Annotated in this window: 15 protein-coding genes and 1 pseudogene; 11 read left to right on the top strand and 5 right to left on the bottom strand. The window is 52.8% G+C overall.

From position 1 onward, the window contains the following. Nucleotides 1-28: 28 nt before the first annotated feature. The 3 genes from E3E23_RS03480 to E3E23_RS03470 form a co-directional block, all read right to left on the bottom strand. Entirely contained in the window at nucleotides 29-1,414 is a 1,386-nt protein-coding gene (locus E3E23_RS03480) for an MATE family efflux transporter (protein ID WP_167906672.1), read from the bottom strand. 141 nt (nucleotides 1,415-1,555) lie between these two features. Beyond that, on the bottom strand, nucleotides 1,556-3,907 hold the full coding sequence (gene ppsA, locus E3E23_RS03475) for a phosphoenolpyruvate synthase (RefSeq protein WP_167906327.1): 2,352 nt from the start codon (nucleotides 3,905-3,907) through the stop codon (nucleotides 1,556-1,558). Between the two features lie 234 nt (nucleotides 3,908-4,141). Continuing rightward, on the bottom strand, nucleotides 4,142-6,607 hold the full coding sequence (locus E3E23_RS03470) for a glycosyltransferase family 39 protein (RefSeq protein ID WP_167906325.1): 2,466 nt from the start codon (nucleotides 6,605-6,607) through the stop codon (nucleotides 4,142-4,144). Nucleotides 6,608-6,664: 57 nt separating this feature from the next. Between E3E23_RS03470 and E3E23_RS03465 the strand changes: the two genes are divergently transcribed. The 5 genes from E3E23_RS03465 (at nucleotide 6,665) to cdr (ending at nucleotide 15,278) form a co-directional block, all read left to right on the top strand. Next, a complete protein-coding gene (locus E3E23_RS03465) occupies nucleotides 6,665-7,702 on the top strand; it encodes a hypothetical protein (RefSeq protein WP_167906324.1) in 1,038 nt (345 codons plus the stop codon). A 236-nt stretch (nucleotides 7,703-7,938) separates the two neighbouring features. Then, complete coding sequence (locus E3E23_RS03460) at nucleotides 7,939-12,342, top strand: S8 family serine peptidase (RefSeq protein ID WP_167906323.1); 4,404 nt, start codon at nucleotides 7,939-7,941, stop codon at nucleotides 12,340-12,342. Nucleotides 12,343-12,417: 75 nt separating this feature from the next. Beyond that, complete coding sequence (locus E3E23_RS03455; RefSeq protein ID WP_167906670.1) at nucleotides 12,418-12,717, top strand: DUF424 domain-containing protein; 300 nt, start codon at nucleotides 12,418-12,420, stop codon at nucleotides 12,715-12,717. 5 nt (nucleotides 12,718-12,722) lie between these two features. After that, the gene (locus E3E23_RS03450) at nucleotides 12,723-13,889 is read left to right on the top strand and encodes a 60S ribosomal export protein NMD3 (RefSeq protein WP_167906671.1); all 1,167 of its coding nucleotides are present in this window, start codon (nucleotides 12,723-12,725) and stop codon (nucleotides 13,887-13,889) included. Nucleotides 13,890-13,949: 60 nt separating this feature from the next. Beyond that, nucleotides 13,950-15,278, top strand: a complete 1,329-nt coding sequence (gene cdr, locus E3E23_RS03445; RefSeq protein ID WP_167906669.1) for a CoA-disulfide reductase — start codon at nucleotides 13,950-13,952, stop codon at nucleotides 15,276-15,278. A 21-nt stretch (nucleotides 15,279-15,299) separates the two neighbouring features. Here cdr and E3E23_RS03440 read toward each other — a convergent pair whose 3' ends face one another. Both E3E23_RS03440 and E3E23_RS03435 read right to left on the bottom strand, forming a co-directional pair. Continuing rightward, nucleotides 15,300-16,544 (bottom strand): MFS transporter, encoded by a 1,245-nt coding sequence (locus E3E23_RS03440; RefSeq protein WP_167906321.1) that lies wholly within the window; start codon nucleotides 16,542-16,544, stop codon nucleotides 15,300-15,302. A gap of 128 nt (nucleotides 16,545-16,672) precedes the next feature. After that, nucleotides 16,673-16,972, bottom strand: a pseudogene (locus E3E23_RS03435) (Rossmann-like domain-containing protein); the annotation flags it as partial. Between the two features lie 59 nt (nucleotides 16,973-17,031). Between E3E23_RS03435 and E3E23_RS03430 the strand changes: the two are divergent. From E3E23_RS03430 to E3E23_RS03405, 6 genes are read left to right on the top strand one after another with little or no spacing between them, the layout of a single operon-like run. Beyond that, nucleotides 17,032-17,823, top strand: coding sequence for a hypothetical protein (locus tag E3E23_RS03430; RefSeq protein ID WP_167906319.1), 792 nt, complete (start codon nucleotides 17,032-17,034; stop codon nucleotides 17,821-17,823). Nucleotides 17,824-17,827: 4 nt separating this feature from the next. Further along, nucleotides 17,828-18,070 carry a DUF4405 domain-containing protein gene (locus tag E3E23_RS03425; RefSeq protein ID WP_167906318.1) on the top strand — a complete coding sequence of 81 codons (243 nt, stop codon included), beginning with the start codon at nucleotides 17,828-17,830 and terminating at the stop codon, nucleotides 18,068-18,070. Nucleotides 18,071-18,114: 44 nt separating this feature from the next. Continuing rightward, a complete protein-coding gene (locus E3E23_RS03420; RefSeq protein WP_167906317.1) occupies nucleotides 18,115-19,065 on the top strand; it encodes a radical SAM protein in 951 nt (316 codons plus the stop codon). Nucleotides 19,066-19,098: 33 nt separating this feature from the next. Continuing rightward, nucleotides 19,099-20,544, top strand: a complete 1,446-nt coding sequence (locus E3E23_RS03415; protein ID WP_167906315.1) for a potassium channel family protein — start codon at nucleotides 19,099-19,101, stop codon at nucleotides 20,542-20,544. Between the two features lie 4 nt (nucleotides 20,545-20,548). After that, nucleotides 20,549-21,691 carry an ATP-NAD kinase family protein gene (locus E3E23_RS03410; protein ID WP_167906313.1) on the top strand — a complete coding sequence of 381 codons (1,143 nt, stop codon included), beginning with the start codon at nucleotides 20,549-20,551 and terminating at the stop codon, nucleotides 21,689-21,691. A gap of 49 nt (nucleotides 21,692-21,740) precedes the next feature. Then, nucleotides 21,741-22,469, top strand: coding sequence for a P-loop NTPase (locus tag E3E23_RS03405; RefSeq protein WP_167906668.1), 729 nt, complete (start codon nucleotides 21,741-21,743; stop codon nucleotides 22,467-22,469). The last annotated feature ends 59 nt before the right edge of the window (nucleotides 22,470-22,528 follow it).

Below are 22,528 nucleotides of genomic sequence, written 5' to 3'. Positions count from 1 at the left end.
CGGCAATCGAAACGCTGATATAAAAGGGTTATGGTGCTTTTTCTATTATCTTTCTCATCCAGCTCCCCCGGAGGAACCAGGCGAGGGCAAACAGTGCGCTGAGGATGTTGCTCAGCCCCATACCGAGCCAGACGCCGATGGTGTCATTCAGGAACTGTCCGAGACCGTAAGCGAGGGGAATTCTCAGGATCCAGAGCCTTATCATGCCAAGCACCATGGCCTTCTTAGTGTGGCCAGCGCTCTGGAAGACGTTGCTTACCGCGGAGAGTATGCCGAAGAAGGGCAGCGAGACCGCGAAGTACTTCACGAACTTGACGCTCTCCGCTAAAACCTCTGGATCCTTTATGAAGAAGCCGAATATCTGCGGCCTGAAAACGATGACTATGGCCGTTCCAGCGCTCAGGATTATGAAGTTGATGAGCATCGCTTTTTCGGCTATCTTCTTGGCCCTCTCGTACTTCTCTGCCCCAACGTTCTGACCTACCATCGTACCCATGGCCTGGCTTATGCCGTTGGCAAAGGCGAACATGAAGTTGATCAGCCTGTTGGCTATGCTGTACGTTGCGAAGGCCACAGTTCCGTAACCGTATATAATCCTTGTAAGCACAACGAAACCTAGGGCATCCGTGGAGAAGCCAACACTTGACGGAATGCCTACCCTGAAGATACGCTTGTAGAAGTCCCAGTGTGGCTTCAGGCTCTCCAGCGTTAGGTGGATTCCAACCCTGCCCTTGAAGAGCAGGTAGCCGCCTATGAGCGAACCGATGCTGTTTGAGACCATCGTGGCCACAGCCGCTCCGACGACGCCGAGGGCTGGAAAGCCCAGCCAGCCGAAGATCAGAAACGGGTCGAGGACTATGTTGAGGAAGACCGTGAATGCGTTTATCTTCATCGGCGTCTTAGTGTCTCCTATAGCCCTCAGGAGGAAGTTGAAAGCGAAGAGCGTAAAGGAGAATGGTATTCCGATGAAGACTATCCTCGTGTAGCTCAGGGCATAGTCATACACCTCAGGCGTGACATTCATGAAATCCATCGCCAGAGGCGCTATCAGAACACCGACGACCGCCACAATGGCGGAGAATATCATCATGAGGGAGTAGAGGGAACCAGCCGCCCTGTTTGCTTCGTCGTACCTCTTGGCTCCCACGTACTGGCTCACGAAGGCAAAGCCCGCTATGGCGAAGCCCATTCCTATACTCATGAAGAACCACACGAGGGGCCATGCGGTTCCTGGTGCAGAGAGCTCTTCCCTGCCGAGCTTACCGAGCCAGAAGGTGTCCGTGAGGTTGTAAAGAACCTGCACTAGGTTGTTGATGATGAGCGGAGAAGCTAACTTGATGAGAGTCTTCTCCACGTGCCCCTCGACGATTTGCTGCCTCATCGCGTCTATTTTGTCCCTTCTGTCACCGTCCATGTCAATCAAACGGGTGTCGAAACGCTAATATAAAAGCCTTGCCATGGATAAAGAATCCATCCCCTGTTTCAAGAAACCGGAGAATGCGTCAAGTCAAATGAGATAGAAAAGAAGGAAGCGCAGAGCGCTGCTCGAAGAGGTTCACTCAAAGAGCCTCTTCCTGGCGGCCTCGAGCATGAGCTTCTGCTCTTCCCTGGCAACGGTCTTCCTGACGAGCTCGACGGCATCCGGGTTGGCGCTGACGCTGTCGATACCCATCCTGACGAGGAGCTTGACCATCTTCGGGTCGCTGCCGGCCTGGCCGCAGATGCTGGTCTCGACGCCGTACTTCTTGCAGACCTTGATGACGTTCTCGATGAGCTTGAGAACGGCCGGGTGCTTCTCGTCGTAGAGCTTGAAGACGCGCTCGTTGTCCCTGTCGATGGCGAGGGTGTACTGGGTGAGGTCGTTGGTACCGAAGCTGACGAAGTCAAGGCCCTCCTTGATGAGGTCCTCGATGATGAGGGCGCTGGCCGGGGTCTCGATCATGACGCCCCACTCGACGTCCTTGTGCGGAATGAGGCCGACCTCCATGGCTATCTCCTTGGCCTTCCTGATCTGCTCTGGGTGGCTGACGAGCGGGAGCATGACACCGATGTTGTCGTAGCCCTCGTCAACGAGCCTCTTGATGGCCTTGAACTCGGCCTTGAGGAGCTCCGGCTGGTCGAGACCGCGCCTGATGCCTCTCCAGCCAAGCATCGGGTTCCTCTCTTCTGGCTCGTCCTCGCCACCTGGGAGCTCGCGGAACTCGTTGGTCGGGGCGTCAAGGGTCCTGTACCAGACCCTCCTCGGGTAGAAGGCCTCGACGACCTTCCTGATACCCTCGACGAGCTTCTCGACGAGCTCCTCCTCCCTGCCCTCCTTGATGAACTTGATCGGGTGGGCACCGATTCCGAGGATCATGTGCTCGGCCCTGAGGAGACCAACTCCGTCCGCGCCGGTGGCGGCGGCCCTCTCGGCGACCTCAGGCATCGAGACGTTGACCTTGACCTCGGTGGCGGTGATGAGCGGAGCACCGGCGACAACTACCTGACCGCCAGCGGCCTTCTCCTCTTCGCCCTTAACGAGGCTCTTGACTATGCCCTCGTAGACGACACCCCTGGTACCGTCGACGGTAACGAGCATGCCGTCCTTGAGGACCTTGGTAGCATCCTTGGTACCGACAACGGCCGGAATACCGAGCTCCCTGCTGACGATGGCAGCGTGGCAGGTCCTACCGCCCTCGTCGGTGACGATAGCGCTGGCCCTCTTCATGGCCGGAACCATGTCCGGGTTGGTCATGGTGGTGACGAGGACATCGCCCTCTTTGACCTTGTCTATGTCACTCGCGTCGAAGATGACGACAACCTTACCGGCACCAATGCCCGGTGAGGCTCCAAGACCCTTGAGGAGAACCTTCATCTCCTCAGTCATCTCGGCCTCTTCCGTCTTAACCTCTTCCTTAAGGGTCGTAATCGGCCTGGACTGGACGATGTAGAGCTTGCCGTCGTCCTTGTCGTAGGCCCACTCGATGTCCTGTGGCCAGCCGTAGTGCTCCTCGATCCTGGCACCGATCTTGGCGACCTCGAGTATCTGCTCGTCGGTGAGGACCTGCTTCTCGACGTACTCTGGGCCGAGGTACTCGGCGGTCTTAACGGTGACGGTTCCCTTACCGGTCTCGGGGTTCCTGACGATCATTATCTCCTTCTTGGCGATGTACTTCTCCTTGATCTTCCAGGTGCCCTTCTCGACGATGTACTCGTCCGGAGAAACGGCACCGCTGACGACGGCCTCACCGAGGCCCCAGGCGGCGTTGATCATTATCTCACTCCTGTCGTTGGTGACCGGGTTGGCGGTGAACATGACACCGCTGGTCTCGCTGTTGACCATCTTCTGGACGACTGCTGAGAGGTAAACCTTGCTGTGGTCAAAGCCCTGCTTGGCCCTGTAGAAGGTGGCCCTTGCAGTCCAGAGGCTGGCCCAGCAGCGCTTGACCTTCTCGAGAACGTCGTCCTCGCCGTAGACGTCGAGGTAGGTCTCCTGCTGGCCGGCGAAGGAAGCCTCCGGAAGGTCCTCAGCGGTGGCAGAAGAGCGGACGGCAACGTAAACGGCGTCCTTGTTGAAGCGCTGGCTGAGCTTCTTGTAGGCGTCGACAATCTCCTTGGCTATATCCTCTGGCATCTCCATGGAGATGATCTTCTCTCTTATCTTGGCGGTGTTCTCCTGGAGCTGCTTGCTGTCATCAACGTTAGTCTGGGCGATTATGTCTATAATCCACTCCTGAAGGGTTCTACCATCCTCAACGCGGACGTTCTCAACGAAGTACTTGTAGGCCTCAGCAGTAACACAGAATCCAGGTGGAACTGGAATACCAGCGTTGGTAAGTTCACCAAGGTTTGCACCCTTTCCACCAACAAGGGCAACATCCTTCTTTCCGAGCTCTTCAAACCACTTTATAAACTTGTATTCACTCATCCAAATCCCCTCCAAAGTGGTTTACCGCAGTTGCTTACTGCGGGTGATATATCGAGAGTTTATATTTAAAATTAACTATCCAAGGATGTTCGCTGGAGTACAGAAATGATAAAAACGCCAAATGTGCTCATTGGTGGAATAAGGCTAGCCTAATTCTTCTTTATGCTGTTCACCAATGTTCATCATTTTATGGGACTCCATTGGTGTCACGGTACCAAAATTGGAATAAAAAGGTTACTCAAACTTCACCATTGGGTGAAGCCTGAGCAGATTGTTTAGCATCTCAATTGCTTTGTCGGGTCCGTATGCATAGCCGAAGTAGCGGTATATGGTTATGACTGTGTCCAGCGGGTGGACTTCCCTGTTGGGGTTGAAGGTGTCAAAGATGAATTTAAGTGTGATCTCCTCTTCCTCTGTTAGTCCAGCGACGTGGTATATATAAACCATCTGGGCATAGGTGGCGCGGGAATATGCGTAGTCGAACTTCTCCGCTTTGAGCTTTCCGGTCTCATCCTGCTGGTCTTTCAGCCATTCGGCGGCTTTCTTGACGGCTTCTAAAACTGTCTCGTTTCCAGTCAGCTGGTAGTAGCGGGCGAGGCTCGATGCTATCGCTATCGTTGTTCCTAAATTACCGTTCCAGTTACCGTCCCCCCTCTGCTCGTTCAGGATTTCTCTGAGGATGTTCTTTTCGGTGGTCTCGTTGAGTATTCCAAGCTCTTTGTAAACTGGTAACATCATGGCGTTAGTTACAAGGCCCCCTTTCTCGTCTGTTGGCGTTGTCATGAAGTAGTCTTCTTTTTCCCTGCTCTTGAGCAGGTCTAAGGACTTCTCCTTGCCCTCAAAGGTGAAGTTCTTCAGCGGTTCAAGGGTGTACGAAGTGTAAAGCGTGAAGTCGTTTGGTGGAACCCCCCACGGGAAGGCTCCGTTGTCCATCTGTTTGTACGAAAGCCATTTGAGGAGCCAGTCGGTGCGTTCCTTGAATGCCTCATCTCCCGTCTTCTCATAGAGCCTGCTGTAAAGCTCCACCATCCAGCCGTTGAGGTTGAAGTAGGCCTTGTAGCGGTCATCGAAGTCGGCGTAGTTGTAGCCGGTCCAGAACTTCTCCAGGAAGCTTACGAGAGGCTCATAGGTTCCAGTGTAGTTTAGCGGGAACATGTCTACTGGCTGAAGCGTTGGTTCCGGAATGAAGAGGTATATCTGGGCGTTGCCGTTGCAGAACTCGAGCTTGAAGTGGGTATCGTAGGGTGCGTACTCCATGAGACCGTATTTTATGAGGCCGTAGCTCAGTCTCGTCTTATCCACGAATATGTAGCTCACGTTGTATTTCTTCATGAGGAAATAGACGCGCTCCCTCTGGTTGGAACTGAACATCACCACGTGGTCGTTGTATGCCTGGCTCGCCTCCATCGCGGTTGGTGCCTCTCCGAAGAAGCCCTGATACACCTTCTTCCAGATGACGACGTCCTTCCTGTGGGTGTTTCCGATGATGAGGTATCCCATGTCCCACCAGACGAGTATCGTGGCGTCCTCGGGAGTGTTGTCGATTATCCACTGGTAGGCCTCCTTGTCGCTAACGGTCGGCGGGTTGATGTATCTGAAAGCGCTGTACGCTCCCTGGGCGAGGGGCACAAAGAGCATCAGTGCAATAACCGCGGTTGCGAGGCCCTTCTTGGTGGAAACGTTCTTTACCCACTTTGAGCCAATGCCTCTGATATCGCTGAGTGCGTTTCTTAACAGCGGGCCAACCCTTGGGAAGACCTCGTCGATTAGGAACTCCGCCGACATCGCCGCGAGTGGAATGGTGGCGTAGGGATCCCTGAACCTGAAGGATATTCCCCCCGCGAACATGAAGGCCCAGGCCCAGAGGGCGAAGCCCCTTCTTATCGGGTCTCTCTCAAGGTAGTACTTTGTCCCGAGGGCGCCGAAGACTAGCTGTATGACCCCTATCCACTTGAAGTAGCCTAAGAAGCTGACTTCCGTCTTCTGGAGCCTAAGGAAGAAGTCTGCCACGAGGGAGTTGATAAAATCAATCTTGAGGTACGCTATGTACGCCAGGATGAGCAGCGCGATGAAGTAGTGCAGGTTCTTCTTTATTATCGGCCAGATGTATGAGAGAATGATTACTGACGCGGCCATAAGGAAGAAGACCCATCCCCTGTGAGTGAGCATGTACACCCCAAGCAGAACGCCGAGGACTATCAGATACTTGAGACGCCTGGTCTTCAGGAACTTTATCAGTAACAGCAGGCTGAAGGAGAACATTGCCAGTCCGAGGTTCTCGGGGATGTAGAGGCCAGTTCTGTATATGAAGTTCGGGGCGAAGGCGAGCAATGAAGTAGCCAGGAGGGCACGCTTTTCGTCCTCCATGAGCTCCTTAAAGGCGAGGTAAAAGCCAAACACCGCTATGGTGCCGTAAATCGGGGGCAGCATGAAAAACACATAGTCCGAAGGGAAGAGTCTGTAAAGGGCAGCTCCGATTATGTGGAACAGCGGGGGATAGCTGTATGCCCTCAGACCTAAGAGGGAGGGTATATCCTTTGAGATGGCACTCAAACCTTGGCTGGCAAGTCTTATCGTTATATCTCTGTGGAGATACTCGTCGTATGTGGCCAACAGAAGGGTTCTGTGGGGTATCAATCTCACGATGAAGGACGCGATGAGAATCATGGAAAGATAAAGCTTCTCAGTTCGGATTTTCATCCCACCTGCACCCCTTAAATCTTTTAAACTCCCGCTTTAACATTAGTTGGTGGTAAAGTGAGGGGGTTAAAAATTTTTAGCCTCGCGTTTTTCAGCTACCTGTTCCTTTCATTGTATTCTAACTACTTTGACAGCGAGCTGAGGGGGCTGATTTATGCTAGGGGCCTTTCTCCCTCGATGCTACTGTTAGGCGTGGTTTATGCTCTGGCGTTCTTTGCAGTATTTGCCCTCGGTTATTCAACCAGATTCAAGGTAAATCCTTGGTTCTACGCTCTGGGAATATTCGTGCTCTCATTCCTTGAATATCCCCTCGGCCCGCTGTTGGCCGCCCTGCTCATTGTGGCTTACTGTCTCCGTATCAATGTGTACAACAGATTTGCAGTTCATGCTTTGGTTATTGCCCTTCTTATCCCGGTTGGTCTTTATCTGGCCGTGGGTGTTCCTCTATTTGAGAAACACCTGAGGTATGAGCTGGTTGGACCGCTTGTCTTTTCTGCGCTTTTGGGGGCCCTCAGCATTGTGTACACAGACACCAGCACCAAAGTGAAGACTCTACTATTCCTGATCTTTACCTTCATCTTCTTCCTCGGAACGTTCCGCTCCCTTATAGTGCTGATGTACCTCGCCTACGTCTTTGACCTGTACTCTCGTGGGATTTTCAGAGTTGATACCAAAACCCTAGGGGGTGGTCTCCTCTTAGGCCTTTTGGTGATATGGCTCAGCGGTAGCATCGAAGCAATTCTGATTAGGATTGGTTTTACTTTCTTAGTGTTTCATAACTTGGTTCGTCTTTCCCTTCCGACTGGCATCTTCCATGGGAATCTGCTATTCAGCAACAATCCGAGGCATATGATTGCCGGGCTCTTTGGGGCGAGCGGCAACTACACGTACTTCTTTTTCGGACAGGCAATTGCCGATTTTGGATTTTTTGGACTTCTGGAGGCTTTTTTGTTAGGTTTCCTTCTGAGGGAGAGTGAGAAAAACACAAAAAGTTTTGCATTTGTGCTTGCCATTATGGTATATGCCCTCGATCCTGGAATCGACGCTTTCCTGCTGATATTCCTTCTGGGGGCACTGCTGTTTCTGGAGGAGTGATTGTTGTTCTTATCTGAGTTAAGGTGGTTTCTGAGGAACGTATGGGCGTCACATCACTCTGTACTAGATTCACTTTCAGTTTTAATGGAGTGATAAACGAGAGTTTAATGCCCAAAAAGGGTCACTATTGGTGTTTCATGGTTAGTAGAGGCTTTGTGGTTACTCCGTAGAACGAAATCTTTATATCTGTGTGACCTTCACAGTATAGATGAACATTACGATTGGGAGGTGTCATGATGAATAAAAAGGCCTTGAGCCTTTTAGTCGTGGTAGTGATGCTACTATCGGTGGTACCAGCGGCAATATCCGTTCCAGTGGCTACACTAGGCACGGTAACATCAGAAATGCCCGTTGAGCACACTGAGGTAAATGTTGTCCAGGACGGCCCATACGTTCCAAAGTCAGTTATAGAGGCTTTTGTCCAGGCCAAAGCTAAAGGATGGGACGTAGTGCCCTTAGTAGTTCACCTTAAAGATGGCTATACTGCCGAAGATTTGGCTAGAGAGGGTTTTATTATTGGTAAGACTTTTGATTACCTCCGTCTCGTAGCGGTTGCCGTTGATGTCAATGACATGGGCCTTCTCTACAAGAGCAAGGTTATAGATAGGGTTTGGCTTGATCAGATATACAAAATTGAGCCGCCAAAACCTGAAGATGACGACCTTAAACCAAACTTCTTCTTTGGCAATGTTACTCTCACTATAGAAGAGGCACAGGGACTCGCCAACGTTAGCGTTGAGAGCACATACGCTAAGCAGATGTGGCAGCTCGGCTTTGATGGAAGAAACGTTACTGTTGCCGTTATAGACACGGGTGTTGATCCAGGTCACCCGGACCTCCTCTGGACCACCGACGGAAAACCCAAGATTAAGGACTACATCGACGTAACTGACACTTGGCTGCTGAGCTACTACTTCGGGATACCCGACAAGCCTGCCTCGGGATGGTTTGACACTTCCACCGAGGTTGAGGCCACTAACGGAACCGTTGTTTATATGGGCATGACTTTCGAGCTTCCAAACGATGCTTCGTCGAAGAGCGGCGTCTACCACATCGGTCACGTTGAAGAGTGGGGCGTTGAGCTTGACGGTGACTTCTACAACAATCCGTATATGGACCCCTACGATGGTTTCCACTATGATCCCTGGGCTGGAGCTATCCTCGTGGTCGACAACGAGACCGCCGGCGAATACAACCTCGTCTACATCGACACCGACAACGACGGAAGCTTCGCCGACGAGAAGCCCCTCACCCTCTACAGGGTTAACCCAGGTCCTGACAATGTAGGCGCCTGGGTCTGGAACGAGACCCTCGGAATCAAGAAGGACTTCGTTGTTTCAGAGCTTGATCCAAACGGAAACTGGGTGATACTCGGCTATGACATGGGTGACCATGGTACCCACGTCGCAGGAACCATAGCCGCCAACGGCTGGATTAAGGGAATGGCCCCCGGCGCTCAGCTCATGGTAATTAAGGTCGGTACCGACTTCTTGGGAATAATACTCACCAGCTACCTCATTGACGCTTTCGTCACTGCGGCCCTTGGACCCGATGGCATTCCAAACACCGGGGATGAGGCCGACGTCGTCAGCATGAGCATTGGAGGACAGCCTCTGTTCCAAGTCGGTGACCAGCCCGATGACATAGTCCTCAACTGGGTTGCCGACCAGTTCGACATACCGTTCTCGATATCTGCTGGAAACGAGGGTCCGGGAATAAACAGTGTTGGTGACCCGAGTGTTGCCTTTAACGCCATTTCCGTAGGTGCTGCCCTTGAGAAGCTCAGGATGGAGTGGCTCAACGAGAATGTCATTTATACTCCAGAGTACCAGTACATAGCCTCCGAGTGCAATGTCTCTGTTGAGGGCTTCCCAGTTGACCAAATTACTGACTATGCCGTTGTCACCACCTTCAGCTCAAGGGGTCCTAACGAGGTCGGTCAGTTCAAGCCGACAATACTTGCACCTGGTGCCAATGTAATGTCCGCCATGCCATTGGTGGAACTCTACTACATAAACGACGTTCCCTACCAGTACATGAGCGGAACCTCCATGGCAGCACCACATGTAGGTGGTGCCCTCGCGCTCCTCATAAACGCCTACGAGGAGACCTACGGGGCAAAGCCGACCCCTGACATGCTCGAGGATGCCCTCGTCAGGGGAGCCGTGCCGTTGAATCAGAGCGTCATCGATCAGGGAGCTGGCTTCCTCAACGTCACAGGTGCATGGGAGGTTCTTAGTACCTTTGACACCGTTGAGGAGTCACCACTCGTATACTCCGGTTACTACGCCAGGAACAGCGTCGCGAGGGAGGAGTACCAAGATGAAACTACCCCGTATGGCTATCCGTTTATGTGGTTCCCAATCGACTGGTACTACAACGTTTCAGCCCAATACTCCATTACTGATTACACCCTAGCTATGGTTGCTAGGTACGATGAGCCAATAGGCTTCATTACCATCTACAACCCCAGTGACAGCAACATAACCATCGACCTGAGCGTTGAGGGAGAGCTTGCGCCGTATATATCCATGAACGACAACCTCACCCAGCTCTTGGACGGAGTAGCCAAGACTTCTATTGTAGTCCCTGCTAATGACATAACTACATTGTTCTTCACGACGCCGTACTACTTCAATGAGACCCTTGCCCCAGGAGTCCACGAGGCCATGATAATCGGCGACGACCCGACTACAAAGATAATCGACATGAGGGCCCCGATTACCATCGTCGTTCCCTACGAGTTCACCGCTGACAATGGCTACAGAATCAGCGAGGCCCTCACCGTAAGCCCCGGAGAGGAAGGAATCGCCAACGAGAGGAGGCTCCTCTTCAACGTGCCGAGTGATGCCCAGCTGATTGACATTGAGGTCTACCAGAGAACCGGTGTGGATGTGGCCAGCTTTGTTTACGACCCCGATGGAATGTACTACATGTTCATTGGAACCGTTGGTCCAGACATGCCGAGCAGCGACAACTGTACTTACTACTGGGACATGGGAGGCCCAAGGGACAGGAGATATATAGAGTATCCCTCCGGAGGAATCTGGGAGATATACTCCTCCAATGACTACTTCAACTCCTGGGTTTGGGACGTATTCGCGAGCCCGCAGCAGGCTGAGATTGACTTCAACGTCACCCTCTACGGTGTGAAGTCTGGAGACTACGTTCCGTTAGTTCCATACAATGAAGGACTTGTAATATTCAACTACACTATCGAAAACCTCTACGCTGCAATAAACGCCACTGTCCTCACCATCGGTGTTGGTCCATACAACTCCAGCATCAGGAACGTTGGTGATCGGGCATGGTACGTTGAGCAGTACACTGTGCCGAACGGCACCCTGCAGTTCCACGTTGAGATAGGCAACCCAGGAGACCCCGAGGCTGACCTTGACCTTTATGTGATAACCCCAGATGGCGAGGTGTACTCAAGTGAATCTCCAACTTCCAACGAGGCCATTGACATCGAAGACCCGACTCCTGGAGTTTACACAATCAGCGTCTATGGATGGAGTGTTCCAAGCGGCGAAACTAACTTCATGCTCACGAAGTACGCCCTTAGGGACGGCTACCTTGGAAGCTACGACGACAGCATCTACCTTGCCCCAGGAGATATATCGAACATAACCCTCGTGCTTAACGCCAATGAAGAGGTCTATCCAGGTGTCAACATAGGCCTCGTTGGGTTCCTTCTCAACGAGCCGTACATGGAGGACGGTGTAGTTGAGTTCTTCAGCGTCCCAATGTTCGTTAGAATCGGAGGTTCATCATTCGCAGTCGGCCTTGAGAAGACCGACCTCACGCTCGGTATGGAGAGCCCGACTATAATCGTCAAGGACGCCCTGACGGGAGTTGCCGTCCCAGGAGCGGCGGTCTTCATCAATGGAGAATACTACGGCCTCACTGACGAAGAAGGCAGGCTCCAGCTCGATCTTGATCCAGATATGCTGGAGATTGGCAAGCACGACATTGAAGTCACCATCGAGAGAGAAGGATATGTGCCACTATCAAAGACGCTGACATACAATGTTGTGGACATTGCTCCAGGCGAAGTCCTCAGCTCAACTGATCTCGAGCCATTTATCGCGATTGGCAGTGGGACCATAACGGATGTGAGTGTAGAGACTACGACAATGACGATAATCGCAGATGGTCCAAGTGGATACACTGCCTATCTCATCGTCACTCTCCCAATTGATACCCAGTACGTCACAGTCAGCGGTGACCACGTCCTCAGCTATTACACCACTATGGGTAACAACGCAATATACCTAGTAATCGAGGTCCAGTATGCCTCCCCGGTTACAGTTACCATCGAGTACAAGACCGCCCGCTACATAGTCAGCACCTGGAACTACGTCTGGTACATGCTCTACTGGAGGTACGACCAGAAGTTCGACCCACTCTACCAGAAGGCAGTTGAGCTTGGCGTCGACAACGAGACCCTCCAGGAGGCCATGTACTACAAGGAGCTCGCCGACAGCTACTACGAGGAGGGCAAGAAGTACATGAACCCGATGAGGGAGAGCCTCGCCGTCGCAGCACTTCCGTACGTCAGGAATGCCTACCTCAACATCCTCAAGGCCTACAAGATACTCGAGGAGGCTATTAAGGAACTCGAAGGTTCTGAGGGCTGATGCCCTCTTTCTTTCCCTTAGTTTTTCTACCCAATGCTTTTAAACTGCCGCGCTTTTCTCCAACTGGTGACGCTCATGATATACATCAAAGTTTATCGCGTTCAAGGGGAGGTTTTATTGGCCGCCTGCGACAAGGAGCTCCTGGGGAAAACCTTCCGAGAGGGGGAGCTCAAATTAGAGGTAAAGGAGCGCTTTTACAAGGGCGAACTCGTTGAGCTCGACACCTTAGAGGAGCTCCTCGAGGAGGCGACGATAGCCAATCTAGTCGGTGAGAGGTGCGTGGGGAAGGCCATAGAGCTGGGCTACGTCGACGAAAATCGCGTTTTGCGGATTGAAGGAGTACCCCACGCTCAGATGGCGAAGATGAAGTGGTGATGGCCATGAGTGAACGCTTCTGCTACCGCTGCGGGATAAGTGAGGAGGAGGGGGGTCCCCTCATCGAGGGCCTCTGCCAGGTATGCTTCCGGAAGGAGAATCCGGTTCTCCTCATGGAAGGAGAGATAAACACAGAGCTGTGCCAGAACTGCGGAAGCTACAAGAAAAGGGGAGTCTGGGTTGATCCAAGCACCTACGAGCTTGAGGAGCTTATTTTCGAAGTTGCTGACAGTGCTCTCCTTGAGGAGCTTGGGGATTCCCTCGATGAACGCGTGAGGAGCTTTGAAGTAGTTTCAATGGAAGAGCTCGAGGAGGTTGAAGAACTCCCGGTCGGGGGAGCCCTTGTGGCTTTCCAGCCGGTGGACTGGCACATCGAGTATTTCCCTGCTATAATAACCTACGAGGTTCGCGTTAAGGCCAGAATACACGAGCTCCAGCACGAGCTCCACGATGAGACGAAGTACGTTACTGTCTACGTCCGCCAGACCGTCTGCCCTCGATGTCAGAAGTTCCTTGGCGGCTATTTTGAGGCCATCCTCCAGGTCCGCGCCGAAGGTAGGCCCCTGACGGAAGAGGAGCGCAAGGTCATTGGGAAGCTCGTTGAGGAGAAGGTCGATGAGATAATGCGCAAGGACAGGATGGGCTTCATTCAGGACACCATAGAGAAGGAGGAGGGCCTCGATTTCTACATGGGCTCTACCTCAAGTGCCAGAAAGCTCGCCCAGGCCATAAAGGAGCGTTTCGGCGGAACCATAAGCGAGGCCTACGAGCTCGTTGGAGTGGACAGACAGACGAGCAGGGAAGTTTACCGCACGAGCGTCAGTGTGAGAATTCCGAAGTTCCAGAAGGGGGACATAGTCGAGGATAAGCATGGCAACGTTTACGAGGTCGAGAAGGTTGACGGCAGGGGAATGAGTCTCAGGAACCTCTCGACCAACGAAAGCGAGCACAGAGACTGGAAGACCGTGAAGAGGGACGGCATAGACTGGGCAGATCACGAGGAGAGCGAGGCCATGGTAACGAGCATAACTCCGAACGAGGTTCAGCTCATGGACATGGAGACCTACGAGACCTATGAGCTTGAAAAGCCCGGGATAGAGCTTAGAGAGGGCGAGGTCTACAGGATGGTCGAGGTGAAGGGTAGAAAGTACTTCCTGCGGAGAATGGAATGACCCGCTTTTGTCCCGCCAACCTTTTTAACCAGTGGTTTTGAACCTTTTTTGGTGGTGTTCATGGAGAGAAAGACGGTCGTTATCATAGGTGGTGGTGCCGCCGGAATGAGCGCAGCCTCTCGCGTGAAGAGGCTTAAGCCCGAGTGGGACGTTAAGGTCTTTGAGGCGACCGAATGGGTGAGCCATGCACCCTGTGGCGTCCCCTACGTCGTCGAGGGCATCTCACCAAAGGAAAAGCTCATGCACTATCCACCAGAAGTTTTCATCAAGAAGCGCGGTATAGACCTGCACCTCAGGGCTGAGGTCATCGAGGTGGAGCAGGGAACCGTTAGGGTTCGGGAGGAGGATGGAGAGCACACGTACGAGTGGGACTATTTGGTTTTCGCCAACGGAGCCTCGCCACAAGTTCCGCCCATAGAGGGAACCGAGCTTGAGGGGGTTTTCACCGCAGATTTGCCGCCCGATGCCGTCGCCATAAAGGAGTACCTTGAGAAGAACGACGTTAAAAACGTCGTCGTCATCGGAACGGGTTACATAGCCCTCGAGATGGCCGAGGCCTTCGTCGCCCAGGACAAGAACGTAACACTCATCGGGCGGAGCGAGAGGATTCTGAGAAAGACCTTTGACAAGGAGATAACCGACATCGTCGAGGAGAAGCTTAGGAAGCATTTAAACCTCCGCCTCCAGGAGCTGACGATACGCATAGAGGGCGATGGAAAGGTCGAGAAAGTGGTAACTGATACCGCTGAATATCCAGCGGATCTCGTAATAATTGCCACGGGCATAAAGCCAAACACCGAGCTCGCAAGGCAGCTGGGAGTGAAGATAGGTGAGACTGGTGCCATATGGACGAACGAGAAGATGCAGACGAGCGTTGAGAACGTTTACGCTGCCGGAGATGTGGCAGAGACAAGGCACATAATAACCGGCAGGCACGTCTGGATTCCGCTCGCCCCGGCAGGAAACAAGATGGGCTACGTCGCTGGAAGCAACATAGCCGGAAAGGAGATAAGCTTCCCCGGCGTCCTGGGAACGAGCATAACCAAGTTCCTTGATCTTGAGATTGGAAAGACCGGCCTCACCGAGGCTGAGGCAATAAAGGAGGGCTACGATGTCAGGACAGCCGTCATAAAGGCCAGGACGAAGCCCCACTACTACCCCGGCGGAAGGGAGATTCACCTCAAGGGCGTCGTTGACAACGAGACCAACAGGCTGCTCGGCGTTCAGGCGGTGGGTGCAGAGATACTGCCGAGGATTGACGCTGCCGCGGCGATGCTTCAGGCTGGCTTCACAACCAAAGATGTCTTCTTCACGGATCTGGCTTACGCTCCACCGTTCGCCCCGGTCTGGGACCCGCTGATCGTTCTCGCAAGAGTTCTTAAGTTCTGAAGCTCTTTTTTACAGCCCTTTTTACCTTCTCAGCAGCAGCACGCTCCCACCCAAAAGGGCCACTCCGAGGCCAAAGGTCATGCCAAAGCCGAAGGCCGAGACGACATATCCGCCGAGGGCACTCCCGGCTATGTACCCTGCTGAGCTTATCACGTTGTAGGTTCCCATGGCGCGTCCATTTTCCTTTTCACCGGCCTTTTCACTAACTATGGCCGTCGATGAGACGCCTATGAAGGTCCAGGAGTAGCCAGCCAGAGCGTATGAGGCGAACGCCAGAGGGAACAGTGCTGGAGAGACCAGCGCGCCGGCAGTGATTGCCACGAACGCCCCCGTCCTGAGAAGGAGGCCTTTTCTGAGTGTTCCTTCCTTGTTTTCACCCATGCTCATTCCGACGCGGGTGTAGTTGAGGGCTGCTATGGTGGAGTTGACGATCAGGGCAAGGTAGATGAGCTCCCTCGTGTAGCCGCTCTCCGTAAGGAGCACGGGAACCTGTGGGAAATACAGTCCTGCCGCTATCCAGAAGAGCAGGAACGAGATGTAGAACCTTTTCAGACCATTTGGAAGGCTGAAGTTGGTGTGGAGGATGAAGCTCGGGAAGTAGCGAGCCTTCTCGATAACGTAGTTGCAGAAGGCCCGTATCGCCTTCCTGTTGACGTATATCGGGACCTCGCGTATCATCCTTTGGGCCATGAACACCGATGGCAGGCCGAGGAGGGCGAAAGCCACGAACAGCTGGGGAATCGTGAGAAACCTTGACAGGCCGAAGCCGAGAACCAGACCGAGCACCCAGCCCCAGCCGCTTATCTCGTTGAACTTCCCTATGCCGTAGTCCCAGTTGTGCTTTCTGACGCTCCTTAAAACTAGGGCTATCGGTACGGAGAGCGTCGATGCAAGGAAGAATGCGTAGACAGTGTTTACAGCTATGAGCTGAGCCGGTGTTTTGACGAATGCCATGAGCGTTAGGAAAACTGGCACGCTCGCGAAGCCGAGCAGTATAAAGGGCTTCCTTCTCAGGGTCTTATCGCTGAGCTTTCCCCAGAATAAAGCGCCGAGCATTGAGGCTAAACTAGCAAGGGCGAAAGTTAAGCCAACGGTCGAGGCGTTCCCGCCAAGCTCAAGGAGATACAGGCTGACCAGGGCTGAGCTCCCACCAGTGGCTACCTTGAAGGGCACGAAGGAGTAAAACCACCGCGGCATCTTGGGAACGTAGCGGTAGCGGTTCGAGACCATTGTGTTTCTAACCGCAACCGAAACTCTCTGACTCATTTTCTCACCTTGGAGCCTTCGGGAGTCGCTTTTGGTTTAAAAAGATTTGTGACGCGGAGAAGGCTATAATGTTCAGAATTGTTCATTGAATATGTGTGGAAGAAACGACAAAAAAGAAAAAAACTCCATCAAGGCTCAACGACGTACTTCTCGTTCTCGTCGGAGAATCCCCTGAAGCAGCCAAGCTTCAGCTGGAGTATTGCATTTTCGATGTTCACAACCTTCATCGAGGCTATGTGTGTTACCCCTGTGCCCTTAAAGAACTCGGGAAGAACCTGGCCTGTTGGACCGGTCAAGAGGAAGATTCTGGCGTTTTTAGCCCTGTCAAGCAGCATGTCGATGGTTCCGTTCAGGATGCAGGTTGCACTTGCCATTACCGCGTCGACCTCTGGCAAAAGCCAGTACTCCAGCGAGTCGCTCAGTGTTTCGTTTACGGACAATTGTACCAAAAAGCTTAAATTCTCTTTCATATGTAAGTTTTCGATGTATGGAACGGAAACTCATCGCGGCCTTCATCCTGTGCATCCTGTTCACTGCCCTTCCCTTCGCGGTTAGGTGGGAAGAGGGAAGGCTTTCCAGCGCTACTTCCCTTCCTTCTGAAGACTCCTCGGTGCTCTCTTCTAACGGCGTTCTCTATGTTGGCTCCGCCGTTTCCCATGAGGGTTCTGACCTCCTCTGCGTTGTCCCTGAGAAGGCCTACGTTCCTGAGCCTGGGACGGAGGTTATCCTCAATGTTACCGTGAAGTTCAAACACGCCCAGCCCTGTCCCTACTCGGACTGGGAAATAATAACCGAGAATCCCAACAACGTTGAAATCGTGAACGAAACTGAGACTAAGCTTCTTGACCCCTACACGGCGTTTAAGCAGTACACCGTCAAAGTTCTTGGCAACGGCACCCTCGATGTCGTTTTCAAATACGGCACTGGATGTCCCTACGGGACTGAGGAGAGGGTAACCATTGAGTTCTACATTGGACAGCCCCCAGAGAACATCAATGCCACTTCAACGAATCCCGAGGAACTGTTCAACATCACGACTATGAACATCACAGGCATCGTCGAGGAGATCAACTTGGTCGATCGCTACTTCGTCGTGGATGGGAAGGCGATATGGGTGAGGGGCAGGTGGACGGGACCAAACGGGGTTGAATACACTTGGAAGGACATGCTTCTCCTTCTCCACGTTGGGGAGAGGGTCGAAGTCCTCGCGAGCTATGAAAATGGCGAGCTGAAGGCCGACGTCATAATCATAAACGGCCAGAGGTTTGTAAGGGGGTAGTGCCATGAGCTATAAACTGAGGATGTGGGTCTCGCTGACGCTCTTCGTCCTGTGGCTGATTACGGGGATAACTGGAATTATTCTGCTCATTGGTCCTCTCGCGGCCCAGCTTGGGTTCAACCTGCCCGTTGATCTGGCGGATACGCTCCATACTTACCTTGGCTTCGCCTTCTTCGGGCTGTCATTCGTCCACATAGCCCTCAACTGGTCGGCGATGAAGGCTTACTTCAGGAAGCTCCGCTCGTGAGCAAAGTTTATACGCTTTTAGGTTAACCTAATTCGGGTGGTGACATGATAGCCTTCGGTCCGGTCCCTTCGAGACGGTTAGGAAAGAGCCTCGGAGTGAACAATATTCCAGATAAAGTCTGCTCTTATGCCTGCATCTACTGTCAGATTGGGAGAACCGTTAGGATGGAGGTCGAGAGGAGGCCCTTCTACGAGCCCTCCTTCATATTCGGGGAGGTCCGCAAGAAGGTTGAGGCCGCCGAAGAGAGGGGCGAGAGAATCGACTATATAACCTTCGTGCCCGACGGCGAGCCGACCCTCGACTCTAACCTCGGGAAGGAAATAGAGCTTTTGAAAGACCTTGGAATTCCGCTCGCGGTAATCACGAACTCATCGCTAATATGGCGTGAGGACGTAAGGGAGGAACTGTCCCAGCTCAATTTCGTTTCGTTAAAGCTCGACGCCGTGAGTGAACCCCTCTGGAGGCGCATAGACAGGCCCCACAAGAGCCTGAGCCTTGAGAAAATACTCAATGGAATGCTTGAGTTTAGGGACGGCTTCGACGGAACCCTCGTTACTGAGACCATGCTCATCAACCTCGACTATGGAAACGAGTTTGGGAAGCTTGCCGAATTTTTGAAGGAACTTAGGCCGGATAAAGCTTACATAGCCATCCCCACGAGGCCACCGGCCGAGTCATGGGTAAGACCCGCTGATGAAGAGACAATAAACCGCGCATTCCAGGCATTCGCTGAAGTTCTCGGAGATGAACACGTTGAGTATCTTATCGGCTATGAAGGGAACGCTTTTGCATTCTCTGGGAACATTGAAGAGGATCTGCTGAGCATCACTGCCGTCCACCCAATGCGCGAAGAGGCAGTTAGGGAACTCCTTAGGAGGGCCAACGCCGACTGGGACACTGTTGAGAAGCTTTTGAGTGCGGGGCTGCTCATAGAACTGGACTACAACGGAAGGAAATTCTACATGCGTTCACTGAGGAGCAGGAGAAAACCTTAATTACTTCCCACAGCGAGTTTATCCGGGAGGATTATGTGCGAGTACACATATGAGAACGGTAGGAAGTGTAGACTAAAGGCTCTAGAAGGCTCCCAGTACTGTGCCCTCCACATACCGTACGAGGAAGGTGAGCGTTTATTTGGGGATGAAATAAGGCACATTAAGGAGGAGACGTTTCTGAAGAGGTTAAAGTCGGGCCAGACGTATTTTGAGGGTGTCTACCTCTACGAGGTCAAGATAAGCGATTTCAGGGCCAAGAAGCCGATAGTCTTCAAGAACTCTCACGTCAAGACGTTGCTCTTCGATGACGTGAGCATTCCTGGGCTGACCTTCTACAACTCTTCGGCTGGAAGGATTGTGGTCTTTGGGAGTGAAGTCGGAACGCTCCTCGTTCACGGCTCACGGATTTTCGGCCTCAACATTCTCCGCGTGAAATTTTCGAACTCGATATACATTAAGGACTCCAGCGTCCGCTACTTCATGCTGAATTCGACGGAGTACATCGGAAAGGCGGAGAAAGGTGAAGAGGAATACGGTGAGAGAAAAACAGCAACAGGAAGAATAGAACTAGCCAACCTGAGGGATGTACGGAGGATAGGCATAAACGTCCGGTATCCCCTCATGAAGCGTCTCCTCGAAGAGCACGGGATAAAGATCTCGAGTTCCGCGGAGAGAACCGTCAAAGCAACGGCCCTCGTCCTCAGGGACGTCCAGTTTGACCAGTCCGCGCGCTTTAAGAGGCAGGTCAGGCTGAGCGTGAGGCACTTCCACGGCCAGATTGTTCTCGAGAATCTCCACGTGTTCGGGCACGCGGAGGTGCTCGGTGGCAGAATAAAGATTCCTGAGTTCGTCCACGTCACCGTGATGGGGAACTTCATATTCCGGCGGGTTAGTTTCTACGGCGATGCAACCTGGAACGTAACCGTTCTCCCCCATCTGCCCCTTGAGCTCAACGTTGAGGGTTTTGTGGTCGTCGAGGAGTGCCGCTTCAACAACCCGAGGATGTCTGAGATATTCTACCGCATCGCCAGGACGAGCTGGGAGAGAAACGGGGACCTTGAACGTGCGGATGAATACTACTACCTTGAGATGGTCGCCAAGAGGCATGCGCGGCTAACTGCGAGGGTTAGGGGTCTTAAAAAGGCCCTCCTAAAGCTGGAGGGAATATTCGAGTGGCTCTTCGCTGACCTGACGTGCAAATATGGAACGGACTGGAAGCGGCCCATACTTCTGTGGCTTGCCGCAGTGAACATTTTCTTTCCCCTTCTGTTCTTCCTGACTAAGAGCGTCCAGGGCCTCAGTGGGACGATGGGGTTCTTTGACTATGAGTACTTCAGCGTTGTCACTGCAACGACCCTCGGCTATGGTGACTACCACCCGGTGGGAGTTGGTAGGGCTATTGCATCCGTCGAGGCACTATTCGGAATGTTCATGTGGGCTGTGTTCCTAACGGTCTTCGCGAGGAAGTACATGAGGTGAGCCCATGAGGATCGGTTTAATCATAAACCCCATAGCCGGAATGGGGGGCAGGGTGGCCCTGAAGGGAACTGATGGGGTTGTCGAAGAGGCTGTGAGGAGGGGGGCCAAGCCGATAGCTAAAGATATCGTGAGGCTTTTTCTTGGGGAGCTGTCTCATTACGAAGAGTCCCGTTCAATTGAGTTCCTCACAGGCCCGGATGGCCTCGGCGAAGAAGTGCTGGAGGAGTTCAATTTTTCCTTTGGTGTTATCAGGCATAGGGACGTTTCCTACCGTGAAATTAGCGGGCTCAAGCTCCCGGATACGACCGCAGAAGACACCCAAAAGCTCGCCAGGGAGATGCTCGGGAAAGTTGAACTTATCGTCTTTGCCGGTGGCGACGGAACGGCGAGGGACGTTTACTCCGCCGTTGGAAAGGAAGTCCCAATCCTCGGCATCCCGACAGGGGTGAAGATGTATTCTGGAGTATTCGCAACCTCACCAGAGAACGCAGCAAAGATTATCGTGGGGCTCATCAGAGGAAATGCTCGAATCGTCGAGAGAGAAGTTATGGACCTCGACGAAGAGGCCTACAGGCATGATGAAGTAAAGCCGAGACACTACGGCAAAGCCCTCGTTCCGTGTGTCGAGACCCTTGTGCAGGGGAGCAAGGAGGCCACCCCTCTGGATGAAGGAGAGGAGCTTGAAGCAATAGCCGAGGCATTGGCCGAGGAAATCCTCGAAAGCGATGGGATCTACTTCCTCGGTGCCGGCTCGACGATAAAACGCATCAAAGATAATCTTGGCATTGATGGAACCCTCCTAGGCGTGGACGTCATTGAAGTTAAGGACGGAAAGGCCCGGCTTCTTGTGAAGGATGCGGCTGAAAAAGACCTCCTTAAGTTCGTCGATAAGAACCCCAAGATAGTTGTTACCGTCATCGGCGGCCTCGGCTTCCTGTTCGGCAGGGGCAATCAGCAGTTCTCGGCGGAGGTGCTGAGGAGAATCCCCAAGGAGAATATAATCGTTGTGGCATTGCCCTCAAAGATACGGGACGGGATTATCAGGGTTTACACTGGTGACAGAGACGTGGACGAAAAGCTGACTGGCTACATAAAGGTGCGCGTGAGTCCGTGGATGGAGAAGATGGTGCGGGTCATAAAGAGCTGAACCAAAGACCTTTTAAATTGTGTTACTTTTTTTGCGTTTGGTGATACGAATGAAGATTCTCGTCAGCGGTAAAGGTGGCTGTGGGAAGAGCACCATAACGGCCATGCTCGGTAAATACTTGGAGGATAAGGGCTACAGGGTCCTGATAATCGACGCCGATGAATCTAACCCGGGTCTCTACAGGATGCTTGGATTGCCGAAGGTTAAGACTCTGGCTGAGCATCTGGGTGGCAGACGGGGAGCAAAGATTCTCATGGCGGCGGAGGGTAAGGGAGAGCTCGACGAGGAGCTCTTCAACTGGACCCTTGATGACATTCCGGGGGAAATACTCGCAAGGAAGGGCAACCTCGCCGTTCTGACCATAGGTAAGATAGAGGAAGCAGAAGAGGGCTGTGCCTGTCCCTACGGCTTCCTTGCCAGAAAGCTCCTTGAGGGTATAAATCTGGATGACAACGAGGTACTCATCGTTGATACTGAGGCTGGAATAGAGCACTTTGGAAGGGGTATTGACAGGTACGTTGACGTCATCGTAGACGTTGCCGAGCCTTCGGCCGAGTCTCTCGAACTGTCAAAGAAGATTGAGGGTCTGGCCGGGAGCCTCGGTCTCAAGCACGTCCTGGTTCTCAACAAGGCCCTGCCTGGCATAGAGGACAAGCTCCCCGTTAAACCCGATGTCGTTATACCCTATGACCAGCGCTTTATCATAGAAAGCCTTGAAGGCAGGGAGATCAGACCTGTTTCGCAGGTGGAGGAGCTGTGGATGAAAATAAGCGGATGAAGTTATTTTTCTCTTTTTCAAGCCGCCTTGGCATGCGTTTGCGGAGAAATAGAAAAAGG

The organism is Thermococcus sp. CX2 (genome assembly GCF_012027555.1).
Taxonomy (GTDB): domain Archaea; phylum Methanobacteriota_B; class Thermococci; order Thermococcales; family Thermococcaceae; genus Thermococcus.
This window is presented reverse-complemented; position numbering and strand designations above follow the sequence as displayed.